Below are 19,826 nucleotides of genomic sequence, written 5' to 3'. Positions count from 1 at the left end.
TCATGACAAGCAGCGCATCCATACCGTGCGCCGCCATTTGCTGTCGCAACCGAGCGGTGCGCTGGCGGTATTCCTGTTGATTAAATGCAGGCGCGCGTTCCTGTTGACTAGAGGTGGGCATGAGCAGCTCTCCTAATCTTGATAAATGGCGATTGCACGAGCTAACCAAATTGGTTTACTTTTCTCGAAGGCGTATATCGGCTAACGCGCAAGGCCCCCAACTATGACTTTGCCGAATCCCTTAAGATGCGGCGTCTAGAGAGGGATTGCCCCGCTGGCCTGCTAATGGTTTTTCCAACACGCAGTGCAGCTACACTATGCCGGTGATATTACTTGCGTGCGACAACCACGAGGCGCGCGCTATCGGATGTAAACGCTCCACCTTCCGGGGCATAAGCTTCAACAGTCTCGAACCCTGCGCCTCGTAATATGCGAGCATATTCAGAAAACCCATACTGTCTGTAAGAAAGGTGCGTTCGCCTAACGCATCCGTTCCGGACGATGATCCTTTCCAGGTTCACACGATCGCTTAGCACATCGTTGCTATATATATCGATCCTTATATCGTCGTTGCGCTGTACAACATAACAGTCAGGCGACTTATCACTCGGGAAGGAGAAGCGATTGGGGTAATCGATTAGCAGACGCCCGCCATTTCGAAGTGCAGAAGCGGCTTCGCGAAGAACTAGCGAATTGTCCGCGTCATCGAAATAGCCAAAGGTCGTGTACCACAGAAAAGCCGCGTCGAATCGATCTCGCCAGGGAAGTGAGCGCATGTCGCCCAGAACATACTCGACAGTTACTCCGTGTTTGGCCGCGTCCGCTTCGGCTTTTTTTAGCAATACCGGCGAAATATCAATGCCGGATACCCTCGCTCCTTTCTTCGCCAACCGGTTGGTAATTCGCCCATAACCGCATCCAAGTTCAAGAATTGAGCTATCTTGGCTTATAGAAAGGAACCCCCAAATAGAGTCCGCCTGTTTATTGCTTGCCTCAGGAGGATTTATTACATCACCAAAATGGACGTAATCTTCATTAAAGTACAATTCTAGTTCTTGTAAAGAAACTTTTTTTCCATACTTATCATTCATGTGATTTTCCTTTGGTCTTTTTGACTCTTTTTGACCTTAGCCTTATTTCGCATATGGGGCGCAATAGGTAAAGAACATATTTGTGAAGTTTTTTAATGTCCTTGTTAACACTTTTACGACAGTCGTTGACCGTTCCGCGGTTGTCGTAGTCCGGCATGTGGTCTCTCGAGGCGTCCGGCCTTCCCTTCGGCTGGGCGCTATACACACCGCGTCGCCATCTCCAACAACCGCTTCATTGACATCGAGGACGGCCGTTCATTTCCGCTGGAAGGACGACCGGTGTCGATGCCGGCTCAATACTCCCGAGAAGTGGTTTGAATCTCCCCCCAGTTTAGCGCTGTCGTCGGTCTTCGGAGTGCGCTCCGGGAGGCCGGCGGCGCGTGATCGTTGATGCTTCTCCCGATGGTCGGGAGAGGGATTTCGGTGATCAAGATCGGGGAGATGATGATGATACTGGATTTGCATCGGCAGGGCCTGTCGGTGTCGGCGATCGCCAGGGAGAGCGGCATCGACCGCAAGACGGTGCGCAAATACATTGCGCGCGGGCTCGAGGCTCCGGCCTACGGACCGCGCAAGCCGCGTCAGGCGGTAATCGATCCCTTCACAGCCTATCTTCGCGAACGCGTCATGCGATATCCCGGGCTCACCGGCAGCCGGCTTTTCCGCGAACTGAAGGACCTCGGCTATGGCGGCGGCTACACGGCCGTTACCGACTTCCTGCGCGACGTCCGTCCTGCCGCGGCGGAGCGTGAGCGACGTATCAGCCGGGAGGGCATGGTCAGCGTCGGCGGTAATTTCTACAGCGTGCCCGACGCCACCAGGCGCCGTGTCGTCGAGGTACACACGCTGGCCGAAGAGTTGCACATCTTCGAGGACGGCGCACTGATTGCCACCCATCCTATTCTCGAAGGCCGGCACCAGCGTCATGTCGAGCCGGGTCATCGCAACATCCACGTCTACAAGCGCCGACAAAGACTGAGGAACGACGAGGTCATTCTTCATGACTCGGGCGACAGAGTCGCTCAGCGCCCGTTGGCCTTCTACGACGCCGTCCGGGTGATGGCGAAGGAGCAACGTCCATGACGAACGCGCTCGACACCACGCCATCCACCATCGACCGGATCCGCCACGACCTCGTCGGCCTGAAGATGCCGCGGGCGCTCGAAGCGCTCGATCATGTCGTGCGCCGGCTCGAGAAAGGCGAGATCGCCGCCCTCGAAGCCATGGACATCCTCCTCTCGGAAGAATTGACCCTGCGCGAGAACAGCCGGATTAAGACGACACTGCGCATGGGGCGCCTGGCCACCGTCAAGACGCTCGCCGGCTTCGACTTCTCTTTCCAGCCCTCGCTCGACCGCGATCGAATCTTCACGCTGGCCCAACTCGGCTTCGTCGCCCGCTGAGAGGTCGTCCACTTCCTCGGCCCGCTTGCGCCATCATGTTGGCGGTCCAGTGTCTCGCCCGGCGGATCGGCAAGCGTCAGTGCCACGACGCGCTCGCCAACATCGGGAGAGCGGCGGAATGCGCGACGGCCGCGTCCTTGTCGCGCAGCAGCCCGTCACAGCCTTCCGCGGCAAAGCGCTCCTGCCAGCGCCAGACGCAGGTCTTCGACTTGTCGGTGCGGCGCATGATCTCGACGAGCCCACGCCGTCGGCGGACAAAACCACGATCTCGGCGCGCCAGACATGCTTTTGCGGGGCGTTGCGACTCCTGATCAGCGCCGTCAAACGGACGCGATCGGCCGACAAACGGTGAACGATATTCCCGTGCGCATGCACCAGACTCGCATGCGCGGGCCAGAAAGGGAATCTCTGACTAGACTCTTATGTCAGGCGGGAACCACTAGATTGAGCAGCATCGCCGGTGCCAGCGAGACGACCTGCGCGGCAGCGAGGCCTTTGATGCGGTTGACGTGGCGCACGCACTCGTTCGTCAACGCCTTGCGCTCACGCTAGATGCGGCGATGGTCCTCCTCCTCGGGCGTCGGCACCCGGAGCATCGCACACCCCCGTGGCTCGCCTCGCTTGTAGGCCAGCAACGCCCGGACCAGCGCTGCTGCTGGCGCGCGAATGCGACGTTGGCCGCCGCTATAGGAATCCAGGAGAGGCTACTCCATCGGCCTTGATTGCGTCGACAGCGGAACAGCTTCCAGGAGGACGACGACACCATGATTGAACCCAACATTACCTTCCACGTCCTCATCGGCATTTTTGAGAAGGAGGACGGCTACATCTTCAGTGAGACTGTCCGAGTGACCGAGAACGGTGCGAAGTCGCTGCGCAATCGCCCAAAAATCCGGCTACAGTTGGACCAGTAGTCACATGGCCCATAACCGCCTCCGAAACCTCAAGCCGCTGTGCCGCTATTGCCATGTTTCATCACGGCGTGTCAGTCAACTTGAGAATACGATCGTTTTATTTCCGTTGAGCATGATCCGCCGCTCCAAATGTAGCTTGACGGCCCGCGCAAGAACCCGGCTTTCGATGTCGCGGCCGGTTGCGACGAAATCCTCCGCGCTCATTGCATGCGTTACGCGCTCAGTCTCCTGATCTATGATGGGACCTTCGTCGAGGTCGGGCGTCACGTAATGCGCGGTTGCCCCGATGAGCTTCACTCCGCGCTCGTATGCCTGATGATAGGGCTTTGCGCCCTTGAAAGAGGGCAGGAACGAATGGTGAATGTTGATCAGCTTGCCGAACAGGCGAGTTGACAAATCGTCAGATAGGACTTGCATGTATCGGGCCAGGATCAAGAGGTCCGCGCCGGTTTCGCTTACGAGACCCAGCAGCTTTTGTTCCTGCTCGGTCTTGTTGTCCTTGCATACCGGCCAGCATCGATAGGCGAGTCCCTCACGCTCGGCGACGCCACGGCTGTCTTCGTGGTTAGATACGATCGCGACCACGTCGGCCTTCAGCCAACCGACCTTGATCTGGTAGAGCAGATGAAGCATCGCATGGTCGAATTTCGACACCATAATGATGATTTTCGGCCTACGGCGCGCATCGACGGTGTGAATACACAGACCGAAGCGGTCGATTGCCGGTTTCAGCGCACGCTCGGTCGACGCGGTCGAAAGCGACTCGTCTCCTTCGACGGCCAGACGCATGAAGAAGTGATTGCTGGTGCGGTCCCAGAACTGGCTGCTCTCGGCAATGTTGGCACCGAGCGCAGTCAGCCCGCTAGCGACGGCCGCGACGATGCCGGGGCTGTCATCGCAGGTTAGGGTTAGAATCTGGTTTTGAGACATTCTACCTCCGTCAAATCGATCTGGAGAGCTCGGGCAGGATAACGAAAAGATCGCCGACGATACCGCAGGTCGGCGATCTGGACGATCCGCGCCTTCCTAGTACTTGTTGAGGGCGACGATGACCTTCGAAAGCCTTCATGCCGGCAAGGTGCTGGATGGCGGAGGAGACGCTAACCGCCATGTAGGGATCACGTGCCCCGACCTTGCCGATCTGGCCGACCGGAAGCCGTTCGGCGCGCCTAGTCGGCGTCGATCGCCGCGCGGCTGGCTCCGACGGCCGCGCCGAGGTTGTCCGCCATTGGCACGATGACCTCCTGGAACTTCTCCGACGAGCCCAGCGCCCGGCCGCCCGAGATGATGATCTTGGCCAAGGTCAGTTCGGGATGGTCGGTCTCCGAGAGCCTGTTCCCGGCAAAGCTTGAGAAGCCGGGGGCGGCTGCCGCCAAGACATGCTCGATGGCCGCCGAATTGCCTTGGGAGGCTAACGGAAAAGAAGCCGTCCGCACCGCAATGACCTTGGATGGATCGGTCGACTGCACGGTCTGAATGGTGTCGCCGGCCTAGATCGGCCGCTTGAAGGTGTCGGACGAAACCACGGCGATGATCTTGGGCACCCGCATGACCTCTAGGAGTGCGGCGGCCCGCGGTCGCCGGCGCGACCGGCGTGTAATAGCCGTGGGCCTCGGCGAGCGGCACCTTGCGCACGCCCTTAAGCTTTGCGGCAGCATTGGCGGCGGTTTTCGCGCCCTTGCCGAGGTGAAGGCTCGGCTCCGAGGTCATAGAGACCGAGGAGCCTTTCGGCCGCAGGCCGGCGTAAAGGCCAAGACGGTGGGACTTGTTGACAAACTCAAGAACGAAGCCGGCGTGCTCTGAGATTTGGGAAGGAAGAGACAGATGGCCATTCTTCTCTTGCCGAACACGACAAGCAGACCCTTTTCCGACCAGACCGCGAAGGGGCTCACCGCTGCGCTTGAGATCGGTTCCCATGTCTATGTGCTGGTCGCCGGCGAAAAAGCCGGGACGCGAATTGACGTGAGCCCGGGCGTTTTCGGTTCGCCAGCACTGAAGCCGTGGTGCACTGCGTCGACCGGATAGAAAATGCTCCATAGCCAGGCACGAGGAGGACGTCTTTGATCTGCACTTCACTTCGCTCGTTCTTTCGGACGGTGTTGAAAGCGAATCCAATTCGATTCGCTACGCCCAAGTATCTGCCATTAGGCTTTGGCTCCGCCAATATAATGTTCCGGACGGTGCGATCGCGCATTTAGATGGCTAGCGCCAGCTGGATTTGCACCGGCGAGACCGCTCGAAAGGATGATGTGAGCCTTTCCATCGCCGCACCGGATTGGCCCGCAGCTAGACGCCAATCTCGGCCGCGCCGCCGGTCAGGACGATCACGACAACCACGCCGTCATCTGGAACGCGGTCGTTCTGACCGGCGAACCCGAGCCGTCGCGCTGAAATCGGCGCGGGGCCCCTGCGACCTGCAAGACGACTATAGCACGTACCAAGCGGTACGCGCCGGCTTGAACCACCTGTCGCTGGCCCCCTACGGTGCCTACCACTGCGCCGATGGCAAAGATGCAACTCTTGTTAGTCCAAAAAAGCCCCATGGCATGATCACGAGTATGCCCGCAGCCGTCTCCAACCGGTCAAGTCCTATCGCGAGCTGCTCAGGATCACCGCAGGCGGCTTTGGCCAGCCGTGCCAATCTGAGCTAGGCCAAGGCCTGGGGCGTGCCGGCGCGGAAGTTCCTCAGCTTGCGGTAGACCCAGCGGCTCCTGACCATGTCTTCAATTTTTGGGCCCGCCTTCTTCGACATCTCCTGCCTCAAACGTGCGGTCGCTAAGCCGTTTCAAGGCGTACGTCTGGTCCTCGGTGCTCGCTTGCAACCTCGCCCTCTTCGCCCGCCTCACAGCCCAGCTGAGCCCACTCATCAGGGGCCCTCAATGGCATGCCGGCGGCGCCGGCCGATATCTTACGCCCGCATGACTGTTGCAATCACTCTCGGTCGGCGATCTCACCGTCTCGCGCCATGACGTGCCGCAAAAACAACGTGGATTGAGCCCCAAACGACCTTGAACACTCGCAAAAACACGTGGAGCGGTTTATGGATGCGCACTAGACTAATTACAAGGGATCCAGACTGACCTGCGCCGCACGAAGCGAAGCACGTAGCGATCTGCAGCAGCAATTCTCGGGCTCGGGCTTCCAAAACACCATTGCGCGTCGTGCGGTTGCAACTAACCTACATTGCCTTATCCCCTACCGCCGTACACAGCTATTGGATCGCCGAGGCTACCCGGTGCGGGTTCTTGACCGAGTCCGGGCCGATCCGAGGCTTCCACCACTCCGCCCCTCTGCATCCGGATAGGCGCGTCAGTAAATCCGTCGGAATGGCTACGTCCTAGCGGGTTGTATACAGAGTGGCGGAGCTCCTTAGGGACGGACTGCGCCAAACCGTAAATCGCTCCCTGTACTATCCCGCTTCCCCCCACATCTTGAATGGTCATCGGAATTCCAGCCGTCACACACATATCACGCGCGCGGCGGGCCTTTGTCAGGCCTCCCACTCTCGAAATCTTTATATTGATCAAGTCCGCTGCACTATCCGCGATAATCCGCATCACCATTTCGGGCGAGTCAACTATTTCGTCAAGGATCATTGGATGATCCGTCCGACGTCTCACCGCGAGACAGTCCTCGTAAGAATAACAAGGCTGCTCTATATAGACGTCAATATCGCGTATTTGTCGCATTACCCGCAGAGCCTGATCCCTTGTCCAACCCCGATTACAGTCGGCGTAGTATTCCTCACCAGGTTGGGCATGTTCGAAAATTGCCCGTATCCTTGACACATCTTCCGCGACATCTCCGCCCAGCTTCAACGACATACGCCGGTACCCTTTCTCACGGAAAGCCGCCGTCTCTGCCAACATCTCTTCAATCGACCCTACCTTAGGATCGCACATCAGATCTAATCCACCTTCGAACCGTCCGCCGAGAAGATCGCACAGCGGCATTCCCGTTGCTTTGCCGAGGATGTCCCAACAGGCCATGTCGATTGGTGATTTACCATATGGGTGACCAAACAAGAAATGGTCCATCAGATAGTTAATTCGATCGAGCTGGAGCGGATTTTCTCCAATGAGGTGAGGAGCTAATTCGCCAATGGCTGCTATGGCGCCCTTTGCGAACGCCGGCAGATAGTTTCCTCCCATAGTTAGGACTTCGCCCCATCCGACGATCGCCGCGTCAGTCTCGATTGCTACAACGGTCCTTTCGAAAGATGTCCAGATCCGACCACGCGATAGGCTGTAGCCCTGTGAAGAAGGCGTCACAATTTCAAACACTGATATGCGAGTTATTTTCATTAGGAATTACCCCTTGTTATCTCGCCTGGCTACGCGAGTTGCGAGCACAGGCATGATTTGTCGTAGCAATCCGCATGCCGGAGCATGTGCCAGCAAGGCGACAGAATTTGATTCACTCAAATCTCAGTTGCAACTCACATCCTTCCACCTCAGATATGCCCACCAGCCGGAAACAAGAGGACATCCGACGCTGAAAAATGGGCGTGCACGGGTTGTCCCGTTATAAATCCCGGAGTTCTCCCGACATTCTTGCGGATTGCCAGCAATCTGCCCTTTCCTGGAAGCTCGACGACCACATGCATGTCGGCGCCCAGCGGTGCCACATCGAGCACGACACCCACTAGGACAGTGCATTCTGCGTCTTGGGCTACTTCATTCGCTGCCCCGCCCGTGAGCGCGATGTTTTCCGGCCTGACGCATAAATCAGCATGGTCGTGTTGATTGGATAGCGGAGTTCTTGCGCGGATCTCAATTCCTTCGCTTGTGACGTAGATGCTGACGCCCTCACTCGATCTGCCGCGCCTTGATCCATGAAACCAGTTGGATCTACCCACGAACTCGGCGACGAATTTGTCGGTGGGCTCCGCGTATATCTGCGTCGGCGTTCCACGCTGAACGATTTTCCCCCCCCGCATGACGACGACCTCGTCGCCCAAGCTGAGAGCTTCCTCCTGATCGTGGGTGACAACGATGGTAGTCGCGCCGACCGACCGGAGGATCTCCTTCAATTCAATGCGCAGTTCCAAGCGAAGCTTTGCATCAAGCGCAGATAAGGGCTCGTCCAGAAGAACAATCTGGGGGTCGGTTGCAAGCGCTCGAGCAAGCGCGACGCGCTGCTGCTGTCCGCCGCTTAGCTGGCTTGGATATCTGATCTCCATGCCGGCCAACTGAACAAGTGACATCATCTGTTCGACACGAGAGGGTATCTCGGATTTCGGCGTTCCGCGATACCGCATTCCGTAAGCGACATTCTGAGCCACGGTCATGTGAGGGAACAGCGCGTAATCTTGGAACAGGAGTCCGACGTTGCGCTCATATGGCTTCAACTGGCCAACATTGTCGCCGGCGATTTCCACGGTCCCGCTGTCAGGCAACGTGAAACCTGCAATGATGCGGAGAGTAGTCGTCTTGCCGCAGCCGCTCGGCCCCAAAAGAGAAAGCACCTTTCCCTTCTCGATTTTTAGAGACACGGCATCGACTGCGGTGAATTCTCCGTACCTTTTGGTGACTTCTTTCAGTTCCAGAACATTCATTCAATCAAGCCTTATAAATACCCTGACCGATTGCTCGCTCAAGACCAACTACGCGGTCCAGTACGACAAGTAAAGCCAAGGTCAAACCCATGAGGACGACTGCAGCCGCAGCGATTGTGAGATCCAGCTTCGACCTCATTAAACTGACTAATGCAACAGGTAGCGTATAAGTATTGTAGTCACTCAAAAATATACTGATCGCGACATCCTCCATAGAGAATGCAAATGCAAAAATCGCGCCAGCGGATATGCCGCTCTTGGCGAGAGGCAAAGTAATCGTGAAGAATGTCTGTCGCGCGTTAGCTCCGAGGCTCAACGCGGCCTCGCCCAGCGTTTCGCTAATGCCAGTAAGTCCAATCAATGTCATCCTTATGGTGTATGGCAACGCGATGATTAAATGCGCGGCTAGCAGCTTGGCAAAGGTTGGAATGAGGTCAAATACAGAGAAGAATATAAGTAACGCGAACCCGATGATCACCCCGGGTATTACGAGAGGTGACAAAAATATAGTGGTTGTTACGTCACGCGATCGCGGAGGCATACGGCTGATCGCCACCGCCGCTGATGTGCCAATCGCCGTCGCAAGGAACGCCGTTGCAATTGCCAGCAGCAAGCTGGTCTGGAACCCGGACCACAAATAAGCATCATCGAAAAGCCGGCCGAACCATTTCATCGACAAGCTCGGAGGAGGAAACGGGCCCATGAAATCGCGCCCGTCGAATGCCATGGACACGGTAACAATCACCGGGAACAGGAGGAATAATGCTGTTCCCGCGATAATCGCCTGTACGCACAAAACGAGCAGGGCATCTGCATTTCTCTTGCTGAGCATTCTTTCACTGCCGGTCAAATGATGTGGCTATTCTGGACATGACAAAAATCAGAAGCAAAGAAAGAACCAACATAGTAATCGAGATTGCCGCTCCACTCGGGTAATTCGCAACTTCGCCGAAGCGGCTGTAGATAAGATTTGATATAAATAGCACGCGCCCTCGCCCCAAGATTAATGGAATAACGAAGGCGCTCACGCCAAACGTCATCGATACCAGAAACGCGGAGACAAGTCCGCGGAAGCACAATGGCAATGTTATCGTGATATGAGTCTTGGCAGCCGATGCGCCAAGGGACTGAGCCGCTTCTGCGAGGCGCGGGTTGAGATTTTGTATGGCCCCGATCAAAATAAGGATCGACATTGGTATTGCGTAGTGGAGCAACCCCGCGATCACCAGGGAATCAATGTACAGATAGCTATTGGTATTTATCCCTGCTGCGGACATGATCCGCGCGAATATCCCGACGGAGCCGAAGGTCAAATCAATTGAATAGACACGAACCAGGGCGCTCAGGAACATGAGGCCGATGAGGGTTGAAATCGCCGCCTTTCTGACTAGCGGCGATGCACGCCTGGCAACGCAATATGCAATCGGAAAGGCAATGAGAATGGCGAGAGCTGCCGCGCAAAAGGCCAGCAGATAAGTCTGAATAAAGTATCGCGCATAGACCGGGAGAATGAGCTCAGTATAGTTTTCGGTAGTAAGCGGAGATCCCTCCTTCGAGCCAATCCGACCGGGCTCGAAGATGCGAAAGCTCTGATCAAGCACCGCCAACATCGGCAGCACAAGGAATAGGAGCAATGATGCCACTGCGGGGAATAGCAGTAGCATTTGGACTCTCGTACCCCTCATCCACTCTCTCCTGCTTTGAGTCCATTTCGGGCAGCGGGTTTTTCTCCTAAAGAAGTGGCATGATCTCCTGCTCCCATCGCTTCATCCAGGCATCGGCCTGCTCGGAAATATAAGTCCAGTCTGGAATGTAGACATACCGGTCCATTTCCTCGCTGTTGAAAACCATAGGCTTCACTCCGTCCGACGTTTTCGCCTTTATATTGACGGGGACGCCCGAAACGCTGCGGTTGAACTCCTCGTTGTTTTCCGCATTGATGGCAAAGTTTGCGAACTTAAACGCCGCGTCAGCATGCCCTCCTTTGAGTACGCACCAGCCCTCCTGGAAGAGGAACGTCCGAAATCCTGACTCCGGATCCATTTTGGTTAGGTATTTGATCTTGAAGTCACGCGCCATATTGATCGCGCCGGTACCGGAAACAAAGCTTATGCAAGTTTCGCCGGAGCTGATGGAATTCCCGACATCAACATCGCCGGTAGCCACTCTGCCGATATTTCCGCTACGCGCCAGCTCTTTCACGAAGTCCCAAGCCGGCTCCATGTTCCGCTCGTCACCACCTCTGTGAAGCGCGAGCGCAACCATCTGCAGATTGGAGTTGTTGTTCGGCGCCGGAAAACAAACTTTCCCTGCCAGCCGAGGGTCCAAGAGGTCATCAATCTTGCTAATTTCAAATGGAGCATTATCTTCCCGATAGAACCAGAAGATCGACGATATACTACGGGGTATGTTTATGACATTCCCCGAACCATCCTTGATCAGCAGCTTTTTCGGGATATCGGCCAAATTTGGTACCTTCTCCGCCGTGACCGGCTCTGCCCAGCCTTCCCGGGCGATTGCTTGCAGCGAAAGGTCCCACCCCGCCACAAGGTCTATGCCAGGGTTCGGCCATGTAGCCTTGATTTTGGGCAGAATAAGTGCGGCCCCGCCGGAATACATATGCCAGTTAACTTGGATATCCGACTGTTTTGCCGCGATTTTCTTCATTTGGTCGATGTAACTTCCGCCCCATTCAGTGGCCGTGATTGTGTCGGCTGCATACGCCGTGTTTGCCACCAGTGAGCCGAGAGTGCCTATTGCCGTAGCCGACGCTGCATTTTTCAGGAATTTGCGTCGCGAGACAGGATTCTTAAACATGTCATCGTTCCCCTTTATTAAATTATCGTGGCGGAAATGAAATCGTCGGCACGCCCGGTTGACAAGCATAATTTCGATATTGCGGCCATCTGGGTTTCAGATAACCAAGGTTAGCTCCCCCACACAATATTTCACCCGGCAGCCGGATATCGGTTGTCTCGCGAGAAAGAGCCTGGGTGTCTTCAATCTGCCAACAGGCCGTCCTGCCCCGGCTGCATGGCGAAGGCTGGCGAGCGTCAAAGATTTGGCGAGCGTCGCAGCGTTGGCACGCGGCTTCCAACCGCGCTGCCGGACGAGAGTCTGGGGAGATGCCTTGCCTTTCCGTTATGCACAGCCGCTTCTGCGGAAGTAGCCAATCGCGTACGACCGCCGCCTTATGGTAAGCGATATCCCGCCACCCTTTGGCTTACGGCTTGACGTTGGCCACCGAGAGAGTTGCGTGGATGCCCGGACAGATCGCCGCGGGCAATCTTCAGCATCGCGCGGTGTGAGCCGTTTAAACTCGTTCCACAATACGGCCCGGGCCTCCAGCATCGCGCCGATCACCGTCGCAAGCATGTCATGGCCTTCGATCAGTTCGCGAATGCGCGCCTCGAAATGCCCCCGGCTCACCTCGCCAACCTTGAGCCCGTAACCGCGCAGTGTTCCGCGGATCCAACCTCAACATCGAGCAGCTTGGCCTGCAATAGCTTGCGGCCGACCAGCAGTGCCCGCACCTCCCGGGCATCTGCAGACTTGGCGTGCACAGGACGGTACCTGCCCATGCGCAGCAACTGCGCGATCCCGGGACAGCCGCCTTCCTGGCTATGCGCGGAGTGCCGGCCCAGTCCGCATCTAGAACAGCAGCTGGTGGTGCTGCATGCCGGCGCATAGTGCTGGCGCTACGCCGGCATCGCAATCCTAAAACTCAGTAATTGACCAGCAGGTCACGGGGCATGCTGCTCAGCGACTTCGCGCCGTTCTCGGTCACCCGGACAGTCTCACTGAAGATGTAGCCGTCATCCTTCTCAAAAATACCGATGAGGACGTGGAAGGTCATGTTGGGTTCAATCACGGTGTCGTCGTCCTCTTGGAAGCTGATTCCGCTGTCGACCCAACCAAGGCCGATGGAGTAGCCGCTCCTGGATTCCTTTCGCACGCCGTATGGTTTAAAGGCGCGCTGAAATGCTTGCGAAACTTCAGAGCACTTAACTCCCGGCCGTAGCGTTTCGACCTGCGCGAGGAAGCCGTCTAAGGCGGCTTGGTGTAGGTGCCGGGCCCGAGCCGTTGGCTCGCCCAAAAATACCGTCCGTGACAGGGCGCAGGCATAACGGCGTCGGAAGGCGCCAATCTCGAAATTAGTCTGACAGCCCATCTTATAGCTTGCGTCGGACCAGTTAAGATGGGGCGCATTGGCGGGAGAGCCAACCGGCATGGTTGGAAAGGCGCAAACACCCCCGGGAATTTCCGGTGTGCCTTTGACCAAAGCACTAACCACGGCGGCGGCTACGTCGCATTCGCGCGCGCCAGCAGCAATCTCGAGCCGGCCCACCTGCATGGCCCTATCTACGATCTTTCCGGCCTGTTCCATGTAGGCAATCTCAGCAGGCGATTTCACCCTCTTGAGTTTAGAAATCATGCCATCAGCGTCGATGAACTTCGATGAGTCCAAGCTGTTACCGAGGGCGGCATGGTCCTTCACTCCAAACGTTTTGGCCGTCAGTTCGACCCCGATGCGGTTCGACTTGGTGCGCTCGCGGATCAGATCGCCAATCGGCTGCCAAGCCGTCCGCTGGCTCGACCCTATGTATTTCTCGGGATAACTGAGAATGCGCGATTGTGGCAGGTACGAGGTCGGCGTTGCACACAAAGTGTCGATTTCGCGCAAGATCAGCCACGGATCTTCCTCGTCTTGACATACGAGAGCGAGCTGCGGAACGTACTCCGAGTATCCGTCATAGCCAGTGAGATAGTTCATGTTATTCTCGTTCATGACAAGCAGCGCATCCATACCGTGCGCCGCCATTTGCTGTCGCAACCGAGCGGTGCGCTGGCGGTATTCCTGTTGATTAAATGCAGGCGCGCGTTCCTGTTGACTAGAGGTGGGCATGAGCAGTTTTCCTCTCTCTGGTAAATGACGATTGCACAAGGCAATCAATTAGCTTTGTTTTCCTCAAAGGCGCCTTTAACCCGATCGTCCATTTGGCTAGGTAGACAGCCCACTTCGACCGGTAACGCCAGCGGAGGCGTCAACCATCCACTCCGTCAGGCTCTTGCTGAAGCTGCGGGGAACGAGAAGGTCGCATTCGAATGCGCTCCTGCGCAGCAGCAGGACCGGTACGCGATGGAGGCCAGTTTGGACCGCCCGTCCCTCGCCAAGTGTCTCCCAATCCACAGCGACGCACCGCTCCAGCACATGTTTGAGCCCCACGCCGGAGAGCCGCAGCCGCACGCTGCCCTCGCCGAGCGGGAGCGCGCAACCGAGTTTCGGATCGACATAGGCATTAGGCGGCGGGCCGTCGCAAAGCAGCCAGAACCGGCGCGGCGCAATGCGAACGACGAGCCAGCCGTCATGACGAGCCGTCTCGCCGACCTTGTTCGGCAGCGGCCCCCCCAGCATCCGGTGCAGTTCCGCCTCGAATTGCGCCATCTCGCCGTCCCAGCCCTCGAATTGGACGATCGCGCAGTCATAAGCCGCCGTCGCGAACCTGGCCATGTTCGAACCATCAGCCATGGAGCCGCTCTCCCTTCGGGTCGAGGAACATGGGCGAGACTACCCGAGCCCGTACCGTGTGGCCTTCGATCGGATAAGTGACGACGATCTCGGCGCCCTCCTCCGCTGCATTCCGAGCAAGCAGTCCGAGCCCCAGCCAGGCGTCAAGCGTGGGGCTGTAGGTCACCGAGGTGATGCGGCCGAGACCGTGGCCATGCATCGGCTCGCCAGGCCTGAACAGGATGGCGCCGCCGCGCAACTGCTTGCCCGGCTCGACGCAGCGCAGCCCGACCAGCCGCGGGCGCGCCGGGTCGCTGAAGGCCTCGCGGCGGCCAAGCACCTCGCCCACATAGCCGCTGCGCTTGCTCGCCATGCGGCTGAGCCCGAGGTCATCGAGCGTTGTCCTGCCGTCGATCTCCGCTCCCGCTACATGGCCCTTCTCAACGCGCAGGGCGCCCAAAGCCTCGACGCCGTAAGGCTTCAGGCCGAAAGGCGCGCCGGCCTCCATCAGCCGGCACCACACATCCTTGCCCAGGGTCGCACCGACATAGATCTCGTAAGCCCGCTCGCCGGAAAAACTGAGGCGGATAATTCGCAGGGGCCTGTCGCGAAATTTCGTTTCGAGCAACCCCATATGTGGTAACGCCTCGTTTGAGACGTCCAGATCGGGAAACACTGCAGCGAGGATATCACGGCTCTTCGGCCCGGCGACCGACATGGCTGCCCATTCGTCGGTAACCGAAGTCACCGAAACGCAAAGGCCCGGCCAGGCGGTATCGAGCAGGAATTCCAGCCGGGACATCACGTCTGCCGCCTTCGCGGTCGATGTCGTCATGAAGAAGCGTCCCTCGCCGAGTCGGCTCGCGGTACCGTCGTCGAAGACGATGCCATCGTCGCGCAACATGACGCCGTAGCGTGCTCGCCCGACCGGCAGCCTGGCAAAGCCGTTAACATAGACCCGGTCGAGGAATTCAGCCGCGTCCTTGCCCTGGACCTCAATCTTGCCGAGCGTAGAGATGTCCATCAGGCCGGCCGCCTCGCGCACCATTCGCATCTCCGCGACATAGGCTTCGTTCGCGTCGCGGCCGGAAGCGCCATAGAACCACGGGCGCATCCAGAGGCCACTCTCCAGCATCTGCGCGCCATTGGCGGCATGCCAGTGATGCATTGGTGTGCGCCGGATCGGCTTGTAATGATGGCCGATGCTGCGCCCGGCCAGCGCCCCAATGGCGACTGGAGTATAGGGCGGCCGGAAAGTTGTGGTGCCAACTTCCGGGACCGCCATGCCACACAGGCCAGCCATTGCCGAGAGCGCATGCATATTGCTTGTCTTGCCCTGGTCGGTGCCCATGCCGAGCGTCGTATAGCGCTTCAGATGCTCGACTGACTGGTATCCCTCGCGATGCGCCAGCGTGATGTCATTGGTGGTCACATCCATCTGCAGGTCGACGAAGGCCTTGGCTTCAGTGATTTTCGATTCTTTTTCGGCCCGCTCTCCGGTTTGTTCCGCGAACCATCTCTTCCCCGATCGAGGGGAGAGAGTATGTTTCGGCCGCATGGCAGGGCTCCCATACTCTCCCCTCACAAAGTGGGAGAGGGGTGCCGGTCGAACTGTGGCGGAGAGGGGGCTCGGTCCCGCATTGATCTCATTAAGATTGAGCCTGACGGGCGAACCGACTGATTTCGTTGCGCCGCAGCGCGCAGATGCCTCGGCCCCTGCACGATGCCCCTCTCCGATCGCGCCCGCTGTGGTCCAGGTTCCCGTGACTGCGCCGGCCACGAACTGCCCCGCTCCAAGTTGTCCGGGAACGAAGGCGCGAATATCCTCGCGATAGACCGGCTTGACCCCGAGTTGGGAGGTCAGATGCACTGTCGGCGACCAGCCGCCGGAGACCGCGACCAGATCGCACTCTACCGTGGCCGTACAGCCCGGTTCGGAAAGCGCAATAGCGCGCAGGGTATGACGTCCCAAGGCGTTGGAAATCAGCGATCTGGTGCGGACGGCGATGCCCCGGCGGCGCGCCTGTTCCAGAAGTTCATGTGTGGGTTCGGCGCGGCTGTCAGCTATCGTCACTTCTGCCCCGGCTGCCGCAATATCAAAGGCTGCGGAATAGGCGCTGTCGTTGTCGGTCGCAACCACCACCCGCGTACCCGCCAGTACGGCAAAGCGGTTCAGATAGGTCCGCGCCGCCGAGGCCAGCATGATGCCGGGCCGGTCGTTGTTGGGGAAAGTGAGCGGCCGCTCGATCGACCCTGTCGCGTACACGATCGAATTAGCGCGCAAAAGCGCCAGCGTTTGTCGCGCTGCGCCGTCTTCCGGATCGGCGGTCCCGGAGCCGTGCCGCTCCACAAGGCCGAGCACATTGCCGTCATACACGCCGAACGCGGTGGCGCGCGTCATTGCCGATACATTCGGCATGTCGGCGAGCCGTGCGAGCATTTCAGAAAGCCAAATCCCGGCCTCGCCGTCCGCCGACTCCGACAACAGAGCGCCGCCGGTCAGAAAATCCTGCTCGACGAGAACCACCCTAGCCCCCGCCTCCCCCGCAGCGAGCGCGGCCGAAAGTCCCGCTGGTCCGGCCCCGATCACTGCCACGTCGGCGAAGAGATGACGGATTTCGTAGCGGTCAGGATCGGGCTCTTCCCCCGCGCGGCCGAGCCCCGCCGCCTTGCGGATGAAGTGCTCGTAAAACATCCAGGCCCGCCGGGTCGGGCCCATGAAGGTCTTGTAGTAGAAGCCCGCCGACAGGAACGGCGAGAACAAGCCGTTGATGCTATGAACGTCCAATTTGAGAGATGGCCAGCGGTTCTGGCTTTCGGCGACCAAACCCTTCGCTATTTCCACCGTGGTCGCCGGCAGGTTCGGTTCGCGCCGCCCGCCTGCTCCTAAAGTCACGAGCGCATTCGGCTCCTCGGGCCCGACCGAATAGATGCCGCGCGGCCGGTGGTACTTGAAGCTGCGGCCGACAAGGCCGATTCCGTTCGCCAGCAGCGCCGAAGCGAGCGTATCGCCGCGGAAGCCGGCTAAAGCCTTGCCGTCAAAGGTGAAGTCGATCCGTTGCGACCGGTCGATCCGCCCGCCTTCGTGAAGCCGCCTCATGCGCGCACCTCCCGTGCGAAGCGGACCGAGGCGATCTCGTGGTTGCGTGTATCGCGTTCGACCACCAGCCATTGACGGCAGCCCATCACGTGCTGCCAGTACTCGCGATGTGGTCCGGCCGGGTTCTCGCGCACGAAGACGGAACGGTACCAGGCCTCGAAATCGGCGTCGTCGTGAGCAGGACGGACAACGGACGCGTCGCCGCCATAGCGGAACTCGTCGTGGTCGCGCGGGCCGCAACAGGGGCATTCGATGCGAAGCATCTAAAAGTCTCCAACTATTGCAGCCAGGCGAACGGGCCAGTGCCGGCTTCGTCGATGGTGCGGCCGGTGCGGAACCGGTCGAGGCTGTAGGCGGCGGTGAGCGGATGGGGCGCGCCCGTGGCGAGGGTATGCGCGAAGCACCAGCCGGAGGCGGGTGTGGCCTTGAACCCGCCGTAGCACCAGCCGCCGTTGATGTAGAGCCCGTCGATTGGTGTCGGGCAGATGATCGGGCTGGCGTCTGGCGTCATGTCCATCACCCCGCCCCAGTGGCGCAGGATGCGCAGCCGCGAGATACACGGCATCAGGGCGATTGCCGCCTCCGCGACCTCGCGCACGGTGCCGAGATTGCCACGTTGGGCATAGGAATTATAGCCGTCGAGGCCGCCGCCGAAGACCAGCCCGCCCTTGTCGGACTGGCTAACATAAAAATGGTCTCTGCCATAGGCGACGACCTGGTGGACGAGAGGCTTGATTGGCTCGGTCACGAAGGCCTGGAGGATATGGCTTTCGATCGGCAATTCGAGGCCGGCTTTGCGGCCCAGCATCGAGGTGTGCCCCGCAACCGCAAGCCCAACCTTTCCGGCGCCGATCCGGCCCCTCGTGGTCTCAACGCCGACGATGCGCTCCCCGTCACGCACGAAACCCGTCACCTCGCAGCCCTGGATTATGTCCACCCCATAGGCGTCGGCGGCGCGCGCGTAGCCCCAGGCGACCGCGTCGTGGCGCGCGGTGCCCGCCTGGCCCAGAGAGATCGCGCCGCAAACCGGGAACCGCGCCGTCTCGGAAAAATCGAGATACGGAACGAGCCGGCGCACCTCGTCGCCATCGAGCACTTGGGCATCGATCCCATTCAGCCGCATGATATTGGCGCGCTGGCTGAAGGCGTCGAACTGGTCGGCCGAATGGGCCGTGATGAGCATGCCGCGCTGCGAGAACATGACGTTGAAATTCAGCGCCTGCGACAGGCCTTCCCAGAGCTTCATCGAGAATTTGTAAAACTGGGTGTTGCCATCGAGGAGGTAGTTCGACCGGATGATCGTGGTGTTTCGGCCGACGTTGCCGCCGCCGACATAGCCCTTCTCTAGCACAGCGACGTTGCGGATGCCGTGGTTCTCGGCGAGATAGAAAGCGGTCGCCAAGCCGTGCCCGCCGCCTCCGATGATCAGGACGTCATACGTGGACTTGGGCGAAGCATCACGCCAAACCGGCTGCCAGCCGGTATGCCCCTTCAAAGCTTGAGCGATTAGAGTGAAACCGGAATAGCGCATTGGATAATCAACAATATTGAACTGCATTGACGTCGTAAGTGGGATCAGCCCAACGGGCACCCATCAGGTCGTCCTAACCACAGTGGCGCCGGCAAGAAGGAGTCCAACTCTGCGTGAAGATGCGGGAACACGGATGGACGTAAACCCGGGCGTTGTCAGTTCACCAAGATAGATGAAGCCGTCCCCAGTCGCGCCGGTCCGGACAGCAGCTTGGTCGCCACAGAAAAATCCGCCATTGCCAGGCGCGAGACGGACATCTTTGATCTGCACTGAATTTCACTTTGCGTTGACGGGGCGGGATGCAGTTCGAACCACTGCCCGTCAAATATGCGCCACATCGCGTTGGATTCACCAACATAAAGTCGCGAATGGTACCATCGCGTTTTCAGATGACAGCCGACGTTGCCCCTTGTGATGCGGGTCCCGTTTGAAACCCTCTCGTGGGCACACGGTCTTCCATCCGCGCTGCCGGACGAGAGGGAGATTCCTTGCCTATCCGTTGTGCACAGCCGTTTCCACGACCGTCCCCTGTGCGGCATCGCATCTTGGAAAATTCAGTAATTTACCAGCAGGTCACGGGGCATGCTGCTCAGCACTTCGCGCCGTTCTCGGTCACCCGGACAGTCTCACTGAAGATGTAGCCGTCATCCTTCTCAAAAATACCGATGAGGACGTGGAAGGTCATGTTGGGTTCAATCACGGTGTCGTCGTCCTCTTGGAA

15 protein-coding genes and 7 pseudogenes are annotated in these 19,826 nt (G+C 58.7%); 5 read left to right on the top strand and 17 right to left on the bottom strand.

The genetic code is table 11. The annotated features are described in order from the left end of the window. Positions 1–329 precede the first annotated feature (329 nt). Positions 330–1,091: a class I SAM-dependent methyltransferase gene (locus EOA79_RS17595; RefSeq protein WP_127215928.1), complete on the bottom strand. Its 762-nt coding sequence runs from the start codon at positions 1,089–1,091 to the stop codon at positions 330–332. Positions 1,092–1,283: 192 nt separating this feature from the next. Between EOA79_RS17595 and EOA79_RS33645 the strand changes: the two are divergent. The 3 genes and pseudogenes from EOA79_RS33645 to EOA79_RS17585 all read left to right on the top strand — a co-directional run. Continuing rightward, positions 1,284–1,365, top strand: a pseudogene (locus EOA79_RS33645) (transposase); the annotation flags it as partial. 149 nt (positions 1,366–1,514) lie between these two features. After that, positions 1,515–2,174: a helix-turn-helix domain-containing protein gene (locus tag EOA79_RS17590; RefSeq protein WP_127215929.1), complete on the top strand. Its 660-nt coding sequence runs from the start codon at positions 1,515–1,517 to the stop codon at positions 2,172–2,174. Next, positions 2,171–2,491, top strand: a pseudogene (locus EOA79_RS17585) (ATP-binding protein); the annotation flags it as partial. The gene EOA79_RS17590 and the pseudogene EOA79_RS17585, both read left to right, overlap by 4 nt. A gap of 74 nt (positions 2,492–2,565) precedes the next feature. Here the strand turns inward: EOA79_RS17585 and EOA79_RS17580 are convergent. Both EOA79_RS17580 and EOA79_RS17575 read right to left on the bottom strand, forming a co-directional pair. Continuing rightward, positions 2,566–2,865: pseudogene (locus EOA79_RS17580) on the bottom strand (helix-turn-helix domain-containing protein); the annotation flags it as partial. Positions 2,866–2,970: 105 nt separating this feature from the next. Continuing rightward, positions 2,971–3,144: pseudogene (locus EOA79_RS17575) on the bottom strand (IS110 family transposase); the annotation flags it as partial. 114 nt (positions 3,145–3,258) lie between these two features. Between EOA79_RS17575 and EOA79_RS32820 the strand changes: the two are divergent. Continuing rightward, positions 3,259–3,408 (top strand): hypothetical protein, encoded by a 150-nt coding sequence (locus tag EOA79_RS32820; protein WP_164750506.1) that lies wholly within the window; start codon positions 3,259–3,261, stop codon positions 3,406–3,408. A 75-nt stretch (positions 3,409–3,483) separates the two neighbouring features. On the opposite strand, the gene purU is transcribed toward EOA79_RS32820, so the two are convergent. Together purU and EOA79_RS17565 are read right to left on the bottom strand one after the other, a co-directional pair. After that, on the bottom strand, positions 3,484–4,338 hold the full coding sequence (purU, locus tag EOA79_RS17570) for a formyltetrahydrofolate deformylase (protein ID WP_127215930.1): 855 nt from the start codon (positions 4,336–4,338) through the stop codon (positions 3,484–3,486). Positions 4,339–4,348: 10 nt separating this feature from the next. Then, a pseudogene (locus EOA79_RS17565) lies at positions 4,349–5,091 on the bottom strand (FAD-binding protein); the annotation flags it as partial. Positions 5,092–5,232: 141 nt separating this feature from the next. On the opposite strand from EOA79_RS17565, the pseudogene EOA79_RS34280 reads away from it, so the two are divergent. Continuing rightward, positions 5,233–5,346: pseudogene (locus EOA79_RS34280) on the top strand (electron transfer flavoprotein subunit alpha/FixB family protein); the annotation flags it as partial. Between the two features lie 1,250 nt (positions 5,347–6,596). Here EOA79_RS34280 and EOA79_RS17550 read toward each other — a convergent pair. From EOA79_RS17550 to EOA79_RS17500, 12 genes and pseudogenes are all read right to left on the bottom strand, one after another. Then, complete coding sequence (locus EOA79_RS17550) at positions 6,597–7,712, bottom strand: enolase C-terminal domain-like protein (protein ID WP_127215932.1); 1,116 nt, start codon at positions 7,710–7,712, stop codon at positions 6,597–6,599. Positions 7,713–7,861: 149 nt separating this feature from the next. Beyond that, positions 7,862–8,965: an ABC transporter ATP-binding protein gene (locus EOA79_RS17545; protein ID WP_127215933.1), complete on the bottom strand. Its 1,104-nt coding sequence runs from the start codon at positions 8,963–8,965 to the stop codon at positions 7,862–7,864. 4 nt (positions 8,966–8,969) lie between these two features. Further along, positions 8,970–9,797 carry an ABC transporter permease gene (locus EOA79_RS17540; RefSeq protein ID WP_127215934.1) on the bottom strand — a complete coding sequence of 276 codons (828 nt, stop codon included), beginning with the start codon at positions 9,795–9,797 and terminating at the stop codon, positions 8,970–8,972. A gap of 4 nt (positions 9,798–9,801) precedes the next feature. Beyond that, the gene (locus EOA79_RS17535; RefSeq protein WP_164750507.1) at positions 9,802–10,629 is read right to left on the bottom strand and encodes an ABC transporter permease subunit; all 828 of its coding nucleotides are present in this window, start codon (positions 10,627–10,629) and stop codon (positions 9,802–9,804) included. A gap of 67 nt (positions 10,630–10,696) precedes the next feature. Next, positions 10,697–11,782, bottom strand: a complete 1,086-nt coding sequence (locus tag EOA79_RS17530) for an extracellular solute-binding protein (RefSeq protein WP_164750508.1) — start codon at positions 11,780–11,782, stop codon at positions 10,697–10,699. 489 nt (positions 11,783–12,271) lie between these two features. After that, a pseudogene (locus EOA79_RS33635) lies at positions 12,272–12,567 on the bottom strand (IS110 family transposase); the annotation flags it as partial. 122 nt (positions 12,568–12,689) lie between these two features. Then, positions 12,690–13,871, bottom strand: a complete 1,182-nt coding sequence (locus EOA79_RS17525; RefSeq protein WP_128293127.1) for a Xaa-Pro peptidase family protein — start codon at positions 13,869–13,871, stop codon at positions 12,690–12,692. Between the two features lie 96 nt (positions 13,872–13,967). Next, positions 13,968–14,495, bottom strand: coding sequence for a sarcosine oxidase subunit gamma (locus EOA79_RS17520; protein ID WP_245457300.1), 528 nt, complete (start codon positions 14,493–14,495; stop codon positions 13,968–13,970). Continuing rightward, the gene (locus EOA79_RS17515) at positions 14,488–17,574 is read right to left on the bottom strand and encodes a sarcosine oxidase subunit alpha family protein (protein ID WP_164893876.1); all 3,087 of its coding nucleotides are present in this window, start codon (positions 17,572–17,574) and stop codon (positions 14,488–14,490) included. The genes EOA79_RS17520 and EOA79_RS17515 overlap by 8 nt, the downstream gene beginning before the upstream one ends. Beyond that, positions 17,571–17,837 carry a sarcosine oxidase subunit delta gene (locus EOA79_RS17510; RefSeq protein ID WP_128293123.1) on the bottom strand — a complete coding sequence of 89 codons (267 nt, stop codon included), beginning with the start codon at positions 17,835–17,837 and terminating at the stop codon, positions 17,571–17,573. The genes EOA79_RS17515 and EOA79_RS17510 overlap by 4 nt, the downstream gene beginning before the upstream one ends. 14 nt (positions 17,838–17,851) lie before the next feature. Then, positions 17,852–19,105: a sarcosine oxidase subunit beta family protein gene (locus EOA79_RS17505; protein WP_127217473.1), complete on the bottom strand. Its 1,254-nt coding sequence runs from the start codon at positions 19,103–19,105 to the stop codon at positions 17,852–17,854. Positions 19,106–19,168: 63 nt separating this feature from the next. Next, positions 19,169–19,375: a hypothetical protein gene (locus EOA79_RS17500; protein WP_245457342.1), complete on the bottom strand. Its 207-nt coding sequence runs from the start codon at positions 19,373–19,375 to the stop codon at positions 19,169–19,171. Positions 19,376–19,826 lie beyond the last annotated feature (451 nt).

It is taken from the genome of Mesorhizobium sp. M1A.F.Ca.IN.020.03.2.1 (assembly GCF_004023205.1).
Classification (GTDB): Bacteria; Pseudomonadota; Alphaproteobacteria; order Rhizobiales; family Rhizobiaceae; genus Mesorhizobium.
This window is presented reverse-complemented; position numbering and strand designations above follow the sequence as displayed.

Coding starts and splice junctions, on each gene's coding strand:
- EOA79_RS17595 (WP_127215928.1), bottom strand. CDS start 1,091: ATGAATGATAAGTATGGAAAAAAAGTTTCTTTACAAGAACTAGAATTG.
- EOA79_RS32820 (WP_164750506.1), top strand. CDS start 3,259: ATGATTGAACCCAACATTACCTTCCACGTCCTCATCGGCATTTTTGAG.
- purU (WP_127215930.1), bottom strand. CDS start 4,338: ATGTCTCAAAACCAGATTCTAACCCTAACCTGCGATGACAGCCCCGGC.
- EOA79_RS17550 (WP_127215932.1), bottom strand. CDS start 7,712: ATGAAAATAACTCGCATATCAGTGTTTGAAATTGTGACGCCTTCTTCA.
- EOA79_RS17545 (WP_127215933.1), bottom strand. CDS start 8,965: ATGAATGTTCTGGAACTGAAAGAAGTCACCAAAAGGTACGGAGAATTC.
- EOA79_RS17540 (WP_127215934.1), bottom strand. CDS start 9,797: ATGCTCAGCAAGAGAAATGCAGATGCCCTGCTCGTTTTGTGCGTACAG.
- EOA79_RS17535 (WP_164750507.1), bottom strand. CDS start 10,629: ATGCTACTGCTATTCCCCGCAGTGGCATCATTGCTCCTATTCCTTGTG.
- EOA79_RS17530 (WP_164750508.1), bottom strand. CDS start 11,782: ATGTTTAAGAATCCTGTCTCGCGACGCAAATTCCTGAAAAATGCAGCG.
- EOA79_RS17525 (WP_128293127.1), bottom strand. CDS start 13,871: ATGCCCACCTCTAGTCAACAGGAACGCGCGCCTGCATTTAATCAACAG.
- EOA79_RS17520 (WP_245457300.1), bottom strand. CDS start 14,495: ATGGCTGATGGTTCGAACATGGCCAGGTTCGCGACGGCGGCTTATGAC.
- EOA79_RS17515 (WP_164893876.1), bottom strand. CDS start 17,574: ATGAGGCGGCTTCACGAAGGCGGGCGGATCGACCGGTCGCAACGGATC.
- EOA79_RS17510 (WP_128293123.1), bottom strand. CDS start 17,837: ATGCTTCGCATCGAATGCCCCTGTTGCGGCCCGCGCGACCACGACGAG.
- EOA79_RS17505 (WP_127217473.1), bottom strand. CDS start 19,105: ATGCGCTATTCCGGTTTCACTCTAATCGCTCAAGCTTTGAAGGGGCAT.